The 12435-nt window shown below is 64.2% G+C and carries 8 protein-coding genes; 5 read left to right on the forward strand and 3 right to left on the reverse strand.

Annotation, left to right across the window (positions count from 1 at the left end; genetic code table 11):
* Positions 1-17 precede the first annotated feature (17 nt).
* From EV674_RS09560 to EV674_RS17570, 3 genes are all read left to right on the forward strand, one after another.
* Positions 18-314, forward strand: coding sequence for a type II toxin-antitoxin system RelB/DinJ family antitoxin (locus EV674_RS09560; protein WP_119014518.1), 297 nt, complete (start codon positions 18-20; stop codon positions 312-314).
* Complete coding sequence (locus tag EV674_RS09565; protein ID WP_119014517.1) at positions 314-649, forward strand: type II toxin-antitoxin system YafQ family toxin; 336 nt, start codon at positions 314-316, stop codon at positions 647-649. The genes EV674_RS09560 and EV674_RS09565 overlap by 1 nt, the downstream gene beginning before the upstream one ends.
* A gap of 104 nt (positions 650-753) precedes the next feature.
* Positions 754-8895, forward strand: a complete 8142-nt coding sequence (locus tag EV674_RS17570; RefSeq protein ID WP_193552717.1) for an LPD38 domain-containing protein — start codon at positions 754-756, stop codon at positions 8893-8895.
* A gap of 8 nt (positions 8896-8903) precedes the next feature.
* Here the strand turns inward: EV674_RS17570 and EV674_RS09580 are convergent, their stop codons facing one another.
* From EV674_RS09580 to EV674_RS09590, 3 genes are all read right to left on the reverse strand, one after another.
* Positions 8904-9419: a Rha family transcriptional regulator gene (locus EV674_RS09580; RefSeq protein ID WP_119014516.1), complete on the reverse strand. Its 516-nt coding sequence runs from the start codon at positions 9417-9419 to the stop codon at positions 8904-8906.
* Between the two features lie 111 nt (positions 9420-9530).
* On the reverse strand, positions 9531-9674 hold the full coding sequence (locus tag EV674_RS17750) for a hypothetical protein (RefSeq protein ID WP_241525018.1): 144 nt from the start codon (positions 9672-9674) through the stop codon (positions 9531-9533).
* Positions 9675-9815: 141 nt separating this feature from the next.
* Complete coding sequence (locus EV674_RS09590) at positions 9816-10391, reverse strand: DUF4124 domain-containing protein (protein WP_243647378.1); 576 nt, start codon at positions 10389-10391, stop codon at positions 9816-9818.
* Positions 10392-10502: 111 nt separating this feature from the next.
* On the opposite strand from EV674_RS09590, the gene EV674_RS09595 reads away from it, so the two are divergent.
* Together EV674_RS09595 and EV674_RS09600 are read left to right on the forward strand one after the other, a co-directional pair.
* The gene (locus EV674_RS09595) at positions 10503-11309 is read left to right on the forward strand and encodes a hypothetical protein (RefSeq protein ID WP_119014515.1); all 807 of its coding nucleotides are present in this window, start codon (positions 10503-10505) and stop codon (positions 11307-11309) included.
* A gap of 9 nt (positions 11310-11318) precedes the next feature.
* The gene (locus tag EV674_RS09600; RefSeq protein WP_119014514.1) at positions 11319-12434 is read left to right on the forward strand and encodes a hypothetical protein; all 1116 of its coding nucleotides are present in this window, start codon (positions 11319-11321) and stop codon (positions 12432-12434) included.
* Position 12435 lies beyond the last annotated feature (1 nt).

Below are 12435 nucleotides of genomic sequence, written 5' to 3' on the forward strand. Positions count from 1 at the left end.
ACCATTGAAAGTATCAAATGAGCATTGTTCGTACAACGGTTGACGATAAGTTGTTTCATAGTGCCAGCGACATTCTCTCCACACTGGGGCTGGACATGAACGGTGCGGTGCGCATGTTTTTGCAGGGCGTGGTGCTGCACAACGGCATTCCCTTTGACCTTCGCCTGACGGCTGAGCAGGCTCAGGCCCTGCATGTGCGCAAGCAGACGAATCGCCAGGCGACCAAGGAAGCCCGCGACATTGCCAAGAACGGTGGCCCTGGTCATGCCAGCGTGCAGGCTATGCTGGCAGCCATGGACAAGGATGAAGCCTGATGGCCGGCAAGAAAGGGCGCACGCTGCGCACCATTGCCTACACCAGGACTTTCAGGAAAGACTACTTGCGCATGGCGGCTGCGGGCCGCTATGACATGACCTTGGTGAACGAGGTGGGCGGCCTGCTCATCGCGCACACAGCGCAAGAGGTGCTTGCCCAGCGGTGGAGTGATCACGGCCTGACGGCGGACGATGAGTGGGACGCGGGCGACCGTGACATTCACCTGGGCGGTGACTTCCTGCTGATCTACCGCATTGACCCGCATCCTGATGACAAGGGCATGGAGATTGTTATCTTCAAGCGACTGGGCACGCACAGCGAGTTGTTCGGTTGAACTGCCAAGGCATCCGCCTTGTGTTCACTGCCGCATAGGCAGCTCATGATTTCGTCCCCCCTGTAGGGTTCGACGCCCAGCCCCGCAGTGGAAACACTGGGGGAATGAGCCAAATTGACGACTTCCTTGACGGCAATTCTTCTGCGCAACAGACGAAGAGCCAAATCGACAGCTTTCTGGATGCTGCTCCGGTAGCCCAAGGCGGCGCCATCTCCGACCTGGGCAAGTCCCTCAAGGTCGGTGCGCAAAAGCTGCCCGGCATGGTCACTGGCCTGGCTGACCTGCCCATTGCCCTGGCCACTGGCGCACGCCCATTCACTAAGGCCGCCGATGCGCTGGGCGAGGCCACGGGCTTTCAGCCGGGCAAGTGGGCTGGCGAAACGAAGTTCTCCCAGGGCTACGAAGACAGCAAAAAGGCGGTGGATGCTGCGTGGAAGGACGGGAGCGCGGCTGACATTGCGGGCGCCTATCTGAGCAATCCGGCCTACACCGCCAACCAGGTGGCCGAGTCGCTGCCCTCGATGGTGGCGGGCGGCGTGGCCTCCAAAGCACTGCTGGGCGCAGGGCGCGTGGCTGGCGTGGCAGCCGATGCTGCTGCGGGCACGGCGGCAAGAGCTGCAACGCCTGGTCTGGTGGCGCGCACGGTGGGCGAGAAGTGGGCCGCGCCTGTGGCCGCGGGCGTGGGCGAGGGCGCCGTGACGGCTGGCCAGCAGATGGACGGCTACCAGGGGGAAGACCAACAGAAGAACGCCTTGGCGGCGCTGGGCGCTGGCGTGGGCACCGCCGTCATTGGCGTGGGTGCTGGTCGCTTGGCCAACAAGATGGGGCTGGAGACGGCAGAGACGGCCATGGCAAAGGTCGGCACGGGCGCCGGTGCCGATGTGCCGCTGTCGCTCAAGCAGCGCGTGCTGGGCGGCATGGTGTCTGAAGCGGTACTGCAAGAGCTGCCCCAGTCTGTGCAGGAGCAGATGTGGAGCAACTTTGCCGATGGCAAGCCGCTCATGGAGGGCGTGGCGCGCGCGGGTACGGAAGGCGCGCTGGCCGGGGGCGTGATGGGGGCCGGGGCGAATCTGCGCGGTGGGAGTTCCCACGCCAAAGCCCGGCAGAACGCCGAGGCAGCAGCGGCAGACGCGCAGGCCAAAGCAGATGCCACGGTTCCGCAGTGGGACACCGAGCCTGGGGCCGCAGGCCCGAGCACCATGGGTGCCACCGGCACGGCATCAGCCGCCCATGCGCCGGGGGTGGCAGAGGCAAACTTCACGACTTCGCCGGGGGCGTCAGCGCCGCGCGAAGGTGGAATGGACTTCACACGCGAGGTGGACACGTCCAGCCTGAGCTTGGAAGACCCTGCGGAGGTGGAGCGCGCCCGTGCGGCCACCCTGGACTATGAGCCCGTTGATGCCACTCCACAGTGGGACACGGAACGCGGCGCAGCGCCAGGCGGCTCGCAGGGGCTGGAGATGGAGCCGAGGCAATTCGATACCGGCTCTTTGGCGATAGGTGATCCACCGGCCAAACGCCAGCTGGGCTACTCTCCCCTGGCGGGCACGCCTGCTGTTTTTCCTGATGGCTCTGTGGCGCTTGGCAGCGAGGCAGAGTTCACGCACCGCTACGCCCCCCAGCCCGTGCAGCGCCCCTCCGAGGCCATGGGCCTCGACCCCGCTGCCGGGCCGCTGTCCAGAATCGCTGTCCAGGCGGTGGACTCTGGCGCCTACATGCCACCCGCAGGCCCGGCCCCGGCGCTTGCCCCCGAGCCCGACCCCGTGGTGCTGCAAAACCGCGACCGCACCAGCGCGGCCAGCATTGCCCAGATGCAGGAGATTGCCGCCAACCCGGACTACCTGCGCGTGGGGCCGTCCCGCGACATGACCTCGGGCGCGCCGGTGGTGTTTGGCGAGTTGCCCCCCACGGCGTTGCTGGGCCGCCCGGAGACGGTGGTGGACGGCCATGGCCAGCGCATGGGCACGCAGTACGCGGTGGTGGACGCGCTCGACCTGATCGCCTCGAACAACGCCGACGGCACCACGGTGGCCGAGTACGCCACGGGCGCGCCGGGCAAGCTGCGCTCGGTGGCGGGCAATGGCCGCACGGCAGGCTTGCAGGCGGCCTACCAGATGGGCACGGCCCAGCGCTACCGCCAGGAGCTGGCGGGCGACGCCGCTGCCCTGGGCGTGGACGCGCAGGCCCTGGCCACCATGCAGCGCCCGGTGCTGGTGCGCGTGATGCAGGGCGCGGACGTGACGCGCGACATGGGCGACCGCACCAACATCACGGCCACGCAAAAGCTCTCGCCGCTGGAGCAGGCGGGCAACGATGCCCGGCGCCTGGACGTGGGCACGCTGGCCTTTGACGAGGGCGGCAACCCCACGCCCGACGCCATCAAGGGGTTCGTGAGCGCCATGCCGGTGGCCGAGCGCGGCGACATGCTCAACCCGGACGGCACACCCACGCGCCAGGCGGTGGACCGGCTGATGGCGGCGACGTTCAAACAGGCCTACGAATCGGACGAGCTGGTGCAGCTGTATGCCCAGGCCACCGACCCGGATGCGCGCGCGGTGATGGCGGCGGCGGCGGATGCCTCGGGCGTGCTGGCCAACCTCAAGGGCGCGGGCGAGTTTGACGTGCGCGGCGCCGTGGCGGACGCGGCCAAGATGGCGGTGAACGCTGCGCGCCAGGGCCTCAAGCTGTCGGACGTGCTGCAAAACCAGGATCTGGACATGAGCCCCGAGGCCTACCCGGTGGCCGCGTACCTGGCGCAGCACATCCGCACGCCCAAGAAGATGGCCGAGGGCCTGCGCCGCTGGGGCCAGCTGGCCCTGGAGCAGGCGCGCATTGCCGACGAGAACACGCACCAGGGCAGCTTGCTGGGCCCGCGGCCCACGCTGAGCCGCCCAGAGATTTTTGCGCGCCTGGGCAGCGAGGCCAACCCGACCGGGCAGGGCATTGCACCCGCTGCCCCGGCGCCGCAGCCTGCGCCCGAGCAGGCTGCGCTGGTACCGCCCGCCCAGGCCGCACCCGCCGCCGCAGAGCGCCACCCGACCTGGCGCAAAAACGCCATCCAGGCGGGGCGCGTGGCGCGCGCGCTGGGGTTGGAGCCCAAGGGCAAACGGTTGGCCCAGATCGTGGCCGAGATTGACGCTGTAGATGCACAGCAAACTGGCGCGGCGCAAGACGGCGCAGACCTGTCTTCCGGCCCAATTGACCAGGAGTGGAGCGCCTTTGCGCCGGAGACCGGGACGCTGGGCATTGCCCGCGCACAGATGCCGCAGATCAAGGCCGAACACCGAGGCGCCCTGGTCAACTTCCTGAAGGCACGCGGCATCGACAGTGCTGCGGGCGAGGTTCCTGCCAACGATTTGAAGCCCACGCAAGCTGAGTTTGCGCCGGGCAAGGTCAAGAAAGCGCGCGAGTTTCAGGGCTCGGAGGGCTCGATTCTGGTGTCCTCAGATGGCCATGTTGTCGATGGGCACCACCAATGGCTGGCCAAGCGCGCTGCGGGCGAGCCGGTGAAGGTCATCCGTTTGAAAGCCCCGATTCGGGATGTGCTGGCCCAGGTTGCCGAGTTCCCCAGTGCGCGCATGGCTGAGGGTGCAGCGCGCGCCACGCCTGCGCAGGCAGCTACTGATTCAGGAGCGGATGCGCAGGGGGCGGGGGCGATGTTCAGCCGTGCAGTCCCAGGGTCGCAGGACTTCGTGCCTGCCCCCGATGGCGGCCTGGACTACGGCGAGATCACGCCCGAGATGGGCAAGGCCATGCGGCGCCAGGCGGGAGTAATCCGGTTGCAGCAGGGTGTGCAGAATGCCGATGGAACGGGGTGGGGACTGGCGCACATTGAGGCCAACCACGGTAACCAAATTCGCAATGCGGGGTTTGCGTCAGTTCAGGATTTTGTGGCCCACATTGCCAATGGCTTCAACGAGGTGTTACAGGCATCCAAGGGTGGGCAATTGCTGGTAGCAGTTTCTACCGGGCGACGCGATGTCATGTTCGTCCAATTGGAAGCCGCACAAGAAGGCGATTTCTACCGGGTGAACACGGCATTTCCGGTCAGCCGTAATTATTTGGAGAAGCAAGAGAGCAAGGGGGCAAAAATTCTCTGGAGCGGGAGCGAACCCCGCTCGGCTGCCACCGGACGGCAACCCCTGTATGCTGGCAGTCCTGATGCTGTGTCCGGTCAGGATGCCCCCATCGCTCAGGGAGAGAATTCTCTAAATGAACCGCTCTGGGAGCGCGCCGGGACCAGCGCGCCAACTGCCGATAAAAGCAGTTCCCCTTCTCCCTGGGGCCAAAGCGGCAGCGCCAGTGTAGCGCTGAAGGACGATTCTGCCAACTATGCCCGTGCTGATGCGCCCATGTCCCCCGACCTCGCGCGCGCCATCCTGGCGCTGGGCAGTCCGCCCAAGCAGGCCACCAAGGAATCGGTGCGCGCTGCGGTGCGCGAGCTGGTCAACGGCCTGGGGCTGCTGCCTAACCGGCTGGGGCGCATCGTGGTGGCCACATCGGCTGAGATCAAGCAGGACTGGGAGCCGCTGATTGGGCCCACCGGCATGGAGGCGTCGGGAGACGCTGGCCGTGCCCAGGGCTTCTACGACCCCAAGAGCAAGACCGTGTTCTTGATTGCCGACAACATCCGCCAGGGCGATGAGCTGGGCGTGGTGGCGCACGAGCTGATGCACAAGCACGGCCCGGCGGTGCTGGGCGAGGAGGGCTGGAACCGGCTGCACGGCGCCCTGGGCGGCTGGGCCAAGGCCAAGGTGGGCAGCATGGAGCGCATCGTGTACGACGAGGCTGTGCGCCGCGTTCGGGCGTCGGGCCCTGAGCTTTCCACCCAAGAGCTGTTCCCCTACGCTGTGCAGGTAGCGCTGGAGATGGGCGTGAGGCCGAACGCCGTGGCGCCGCAGGGCACGGTGGAGCGCTGGCTGGGCCAGGTGCGCGCTGCACTGCGCCAGGTGTGGGACAAGATCACGCGCAAGCCTGAGCTGTTCAAGAGCCAGGACTTGGTGAATCTGGCGTTTGGCATTGCGCAGCGGGAGAACCTGGCCACAGGGACAAGCCTCGATGCGCTGGGGGCGAGCGTGCTAGACGTTGAGGGGCCTTCGTTCAGCCGCAGTGCGATGAAATCTGTCGAGGCCAATGTGGCCCGTGGCCGTCAGGCGCTGGCCAAGGCGTTGACAGAACGCACATCGGTGAACCGCGCCATGTTCCGCAATGGGCTGGGCTGGGTGGATTTTGTGTGGGGCGACGAGGGCAGGATCAAGCCGAGCGGCAAGACCAAGGGGGCCATGGGATTGAGTCATATCCTTGAGGCCCGTCAGCGCAAGGACGGCATGAGCGAGCAGGAGGCCATTGATGCGCTGTCGCAGATGGTGAACACGATCGCTTCTGGCCGGGAACTTGAGCGCAGCGCATATGCCAACACCGTAGCGTTAAAACTGGAGCGTGATGGCTACCGCGTTGGCCTGGTCAAACGCCCAGGCAGCAATGCCTGGGTGGTGACGGCATTTGAGTTGAACCAGATGCAAGGGCGGCCGGATATTGACGCACGCCCATCTACGCAGTCCAAATCTACACTTCCCCGAGATGGACTGGGAGCTGGCTCAATGGCCTCCGGTGGCACAGTTCCATCGCTGGATCGGCCTACGCGCCAGGACTCTACAGAGAGAGGCGGCCCAGCGGGTGCGGGGGGCGTTGGCAGTCTAGCAGCCATCCCATCTGCTGACAACATTCAGTTCAGCCGCGCCGCGCCCACGGCCATCGAAAGCTCCATGGGCGCCATGACGCCAGAGCAGGAGGCGGCCTACAAGAGGGTGGCTGGCGTGCAGAAGGTGCCCACGCTCAAGGAGCGCATGGCTGCCATGAAGGCAAACCTTGGGCTCAAGCTGCGCCAGGGGCTGGTGGATCAGTTTGCCGCCATCAAGCAGCTTGACCAGAATGCCTACATGCAGGCGCGTATGTCCCAGGGCACGGACGGTACGCTGGAGGCGATGCTGCTGTACGGCAAGCCCTTCATGCGCGACGGTGCGCCCGATGTGGACATCAAGGATGGCGGCTTTGCCAAGGTGTTGGCCAGCCTCAAGGGCGAGCAAGACCGCTGGATGATGTGGATTGCTGCCCAGCGCGCCGAGCGCCTGAAGGCAGAGGGCAAAGAGAACCTGATGACGGATGACGACATCAGTGCACTCAAGACGCTGAACGCGGGCAAGATGGCAGACGGCGCGGCGCGGGTGCTGGTCTATGCCAAGGCTTTGCAGGAGCTCAACGCCTACAACGATGCCATGCTCAAGCTGGCGATGGACTCGGGCCTGATTGACCAGGGCGCCTATGACCTGATGAAAGACCAGCCCTATGTGCCGTTCTACCGGATGATGGAAGAGGGCGACATGAAGGGGCCGAAGTTCAGTTCGGGCCTGATCAATCAGAAGGCGTGGCAAAAGCTCAAGGGCGGCACGCAGCAGCTCAACGCTGACCTGTTGCAGAACATGCTGCTCAACTGGAGCCATCTGCTGCAAGCGTCTGCCAAGAATCGGGCGGCACTGGCCACGATGGATGCCGCCGAGAAGCTGGCCATTGCTTACCCAGTGCCCGCCGACACCAAGGGCGCTGTGAAGGTGATGCGCGGCGGCATGGCCCAACATTGGCTGGTGGAAGACCCGTATTTGCTGGAGGCCATCAGTGCGCTGCACTATGTGCCCAGCCCGCTCATGAAGCCGCTGTCTGGCCTCAAGCAGCTGTTGACCTGGGGCGTGACGGTGAACCCGACGTTCAAGATTCGCAACCTGGTTCGGGATTCGGTGTCGGCGATTGCGCAATCGGAGCTGGGCTATAGCCCGGCAGGCAACGTGGCGCGCGGCTGGAAGCTGACGGCCAGCGACAGCCAGGTGTACGCATCCATGCTGGCGTCGGGAGGGACAATCAAGTTTGGAACGCAAGAGAACACCGACCGACTGCGCGCGCAGGTGGCCAAGCTGGGCGGCGTGGTGCTGGACAAGAGCGGCACGCAGAAATTCATGGGCCAGCTCAAGGAGCTGTACGACGTTTACAACGAGTTTGGCGATCGCGCCGAGAACGTCAACCGGGCCGCTTTGTACGATGCGCTCATCAAGAAGGGAAAGACGCACGCCGAGGCATCCTTCATGGCGCGCGACCTGATGGACTTCAGCATGAGTGGCGGCGCGCCGGTGGTGCGGTTCCTGACCCAGACGGTGCCGTTTTTGAACGCACGCCTGGTGGGCCTGGACAAACTGGGCCGCGCAGCGATGGAGAACCCGCGCCGGTTTGGCGCTGTGACGGGTGCGGTAGCGTTGGCCAGCCTGGCGCTGATGGCCCTCTACGGTGATGACGAGGATTGGAAGCGGCGCGAGGATTGGGATCGGGACGCCTACTGGTGGTTCAAGGTGGGCGGCACGGCCTTGCGCATTCCCAAGCCGTTTGAGGTGGGCGCCATTGGTACGCTGGCAGAGCGCACTGCCGAGCTGATGTTGGACGACGAGATGACGGGCAAGCGTTACATGGAGCGCGTGAGCCACATGCTTTCCGGCACGTTCTCATTCAACCCGGTGCCGCAGGCCTTCAAGCCGCTGCTGGACTTGTACGCCAACAAGGACAGCTTTACTGGCCGGGCCATCGAGAGCCAGGCCGACCAGCGCCTGCGCCCGCAAGACCGCTACAGCGAGCGCACGTCCGAGGTGGCCAAGTTCTTGGGGGCTCTGGGGCTGCCTGACCCGGCACAGCTGGTGAAGGGCGAGTATGCGGCCCTGTCTCCCAAGCAGGTGGAACACCTGATTCGGGGGTACTTCTCGTGGGTGGGCACGTCGGCCTTGACGGTGAGCGACTACGCCCTGCGCCCACTGGCAGACCGTGGCGAGCGTCCGGGCATGCGGCTCAAGGATGTGTTCTTGGCAGGCAATTTTGTCGAGAACCTGCCCACTGGCAGCAGCCGCTACGTCACGCAGATGTACGAGCAGGCGCGCAGCGCGGAGCAGGCCTACGCGTCCTACCGCGAAGCGATCAAGACGGGCGATATGGACAAGGCGGCGCAGATCCAGGAGCGCGACGGCGCCAAGCTGCGCAACCGCATGGCCTATGCCAACGCTGCCAGGCAGCTGTCCGAGATCAACGCGCAGGCCAAGCGGATCGAGGCCAGTCGGCTGCTGCCGGGCGACGTCAAGCGCGAGCGCCTGACCGAGCTGGAGCAGCGCCGCCATGCCGTGGCGCAGCGGGTGGGAAAGCTGACCTTGGTGGATTAATCAGCCGCTCAGTGGAACAGCGGCAGCGCTGGCTGAATTTCCGCCTCCAATCGCTGGTGCTCAGATTTGAAGAACGGAATCTCCTGCTTCCGGTCGAGCATCAGGCGTGAGCCAAATGACGCCTTGATCTTGGACTCCACCTCCTGGGCTATCAATGCCTGCATCTGCTGCCACAGGCCTTGAGCGCGCTGGCTCAGAGCGTCGCGCATGCGGTAGAACTCTTCGACCAAGCGCACCTTGCATTCGATCACGATGGCGGTGTTGCGCATCATGGTGATAAGCAGCGTGGATTGCGGCTCGTTGAGCAATGCAACCTCGCGCGCCTGGGGGCCACCATTGGTGGGAAAGGATTGGATTTGAAATCTGACCCTTCCAAATCGCTCCAAGCTGGCTTGATGTTTTCGCACCAGCTTGATGACACTTTCATGCGAGTGATTCACGCCGACGGCCAAGGCTTCTGATGACGCCAAGGGTTCGCCATCGAACAGCGACACGATGGGCATGGGTTTCTTTTGATCGGTCATGGCTCAGCCCTTCACCTTGATGCCCAGCAGGCGGCGAATGTCGGCCACGGGCCAGGCCAGGCGGCCACTGATGACGGCTTTTGGCTTGAGCGGCCCGGTGCCCTGCTGGCTTCAGCCGCGCAGTGTTTGTGGGCGGCGGTTGAGGTAGTAGGCGGCGGCGTCGGTATCCACCGTGGGGCTGGTGACTTGCTCCAGCGGCTGGAAGGGCTTGATGACCTTGCGGGGGCGTCCGCCCTTGTTGGGTGATGCGTTCATGGGGTTGCTCCAGTGCGCCGCCGGGTGGCTGCGATGGAGTCCCATTGTTCTCATGCGTTGCTGAATGCCAAACCCTACAGGGGGGCGTCATTCTTTCTGCTCAGACCTTGGGTCGAACCCCGAGAATTACCACACATTGGGTCAATTGCAGGTGGCCGTGCTACCAAATACCGAGCAGGATCGACCGTGTTGGTCGGTGACCATTTGAGGGTGTCCGCTGCTTCTTGGTTGCACGACTACCTTTGGAGGCTCCTGCATCAGCTGCGTGTTGGAGCCGCATGCTGCGTTGACAGAAGTAATGGCTGCATTGGTGCGCATTCGTTTTTCGTTTTGTGAGAGGGTACGGATGCTGCTGACGAATTCCAATTCCTTTTGCGCCTCTTTGCACTGGCGAGATGCTGCCTTGTCTTGTGCCGCAGGCTGCCTGCTCGGAGGCATTACCGACAAGCGCTGTTGCTGCTCGAACATTTGCACTTCTTGTTGCGCTGCCTGGGAGCGGTACTTGCGCTCGTTGGCTTCGGCTGCTTGCAGGCGTTCTTCCAAAATTTGCTCACGCGACTTCTGGCGCTCAATGATTTCGCCGTTTTGGCCTGACGCACAGGGCTGATCCGAATAGGTCAGCTTGCCAGAGGCATCTTTGCATCTGTGCACTTGAGCAGATGCTTGCATCGCGAAAAAGGCAAAAGCGATCAGGGCGGCAAATGGCATCCAGCGCATAGATGTCTCCAAATGTGAATGGCGTCATCGTACACGGGCCTTCCCCCCTGTAGGGTTTGGCTGAACTGCTCCAGGCGTTGAGACTGGCGGCCACCAAGGAGTCACCACAGCATGACCAACACCGTATACCCGAAGGGCGCAGAGAAGATTCTGTCTGGCGCCATCAACCTCCAGACGAACACCATCAAGGCCGCGTTGGTGTCCAGTACCTACGCCTACGGCGCGACCCACGAGTTCGTGTCGAGCCTCGGAACCCGCATCGGTACCGACCAGACCCTCGCAAACAAGTCCGTGACGGGCGGTGTGTTCGATGCTGATGATCTTGATTTCGGGCCGCTGCCACCAGGCAACACCGTCAAGGCCATCGTCGTGTACCAGGACACTGGCAACACGTCCACTTCTCCCGTTCTGCTGTACCTGGATTCCGGCCCCACTGTCGGTCTCCCATTCACTACCAACGGCGGCGCACTGACTGTTCCGTGGAACGACGACGCCAAGAAGATTCTCCAGCTCGGCCTCCCGTTCTACCCGCTGGGTGGCGAAGCAGCGATCTCCGGCAGCATCAACTTCCTGACGGACACGCTGAAGGCGGTGGCCCTGCCGTCCAGCTATGTGTACGATCCATCGCACCGGTTCCTTGCGGACGTCCCTTCCGTGGTCGGCACTGCGGTGACGCTGACGACCAAGAGCATCACTGACGGCGCGTTCAACGCCGACGACATTGACCTGGGCGTGCTTGCCGCCGGATCGATACTCGGGTCTGTCCTGATCTACAAAGACACCGGCACCCCGGCAAACTCTCCGCTCTTGCTGCGCATCACAGACATCACTGGCTTCCCGCTCACCACGGGCGGCAGTAACGTCTCCGTGCGGTGGTCGGACGGTGCGGCCAAGATCTTCCGCCTGACCCAGGTCTGATCGGCGGCCATGAAAAACCTTCGCTTCTCCAACAACGCCGAGGCGGTGCTGGCCGCAGAGCTGCCCAGCAACCCGAACGACCCTAGCTCCAGCTTCATCACCGTGGCCACTGACGGATGGGAAGACAAGTTCGCTCCGCTCGAAGGCCGTTACGGTGTGGATGACTACCTGCACCCCAACCAGTACCCGACCGATGCGGAGTGCCAACTCGTCACCCTGACCCACGAATCCAATCCCGGGCAGTTCGAGGTCGTAGCGATCGTACGGCACGAGTTCGGTACTGCCGCGTTCGACGTCAAGCGCAACATCGAGGGCGCGCCGGGGATGAGCTGGCCCATAGGTACCAGCATGCAGGCCCGTGTGACAGCAGCCACCCTCGACTCGTTCATGCAGGGGTCTGAAGCGAACGTGCCAGTCGTGTCTGGGGGCGTACTGAGCATCCCTGGCGGGCGATTCTCCATGTCGGCCGTGCCGCACATCGGCCGCGTTTTCGCGCCGAGCGACTCCGTGTATGGCGTCAACCTGACGGGCGGGTCCCCGTCGGCAGTGGGGGTGTCAGCATTCGTCGACCTGGGGGTGGCCCCAACCATCGAGGATCTGGACGGGTACGGCACATACCAGCATGGGCATGTGTACCTCCCAGCGTCCCCGGCTGGCCAGCAGTATGGGTACAACGCGTTCGATGGCGGCTCCATAGACTACACGGCAGAGTCGCCGCCACTCGTGTTTAGTAGCGGGGGCGACCACTCGATCCAGCTCGTCGATGGCGCTGGCGAACTGCACGGCGTACTCGTGGCAGTCGGTCTGCCGGTCAACATTTCCGTGCCGTTCAGCGGTAGTTTGGTCGTGGTGGAGGAGGTGGGCTTCATCGCGGACTACGTTACGGCCACGACGAAACCGATCGTTTCGATCGGCGACCTCGACCAGGCATCCACCCCAGACGCCACACGGTTTGCGAACAACGTCTCGCTCACCCAGATCACGGCTGACGGGCATATCCACCGCATCCCCATCACGGTCGGAGGCGGCATGTCGCGCACTCTGACCTTCCGCCTCGACACCCCGGCCACCGGTGGGTCGTTCCGCGGTCGCTTCTACTGGCGGGGCTTCCTCGTTCAGGATTGAC

It is taken from the genome of Simplicispira metamorpha (assembly GCF_004341365.1).
Taxonomy (GTDB): Bacteria; Pseudomonadota; Gammaproteobacteria; order Burkholderiales; family Burkholderiaceae_C; genus Simplicispira; species Simplicispira metamorpha.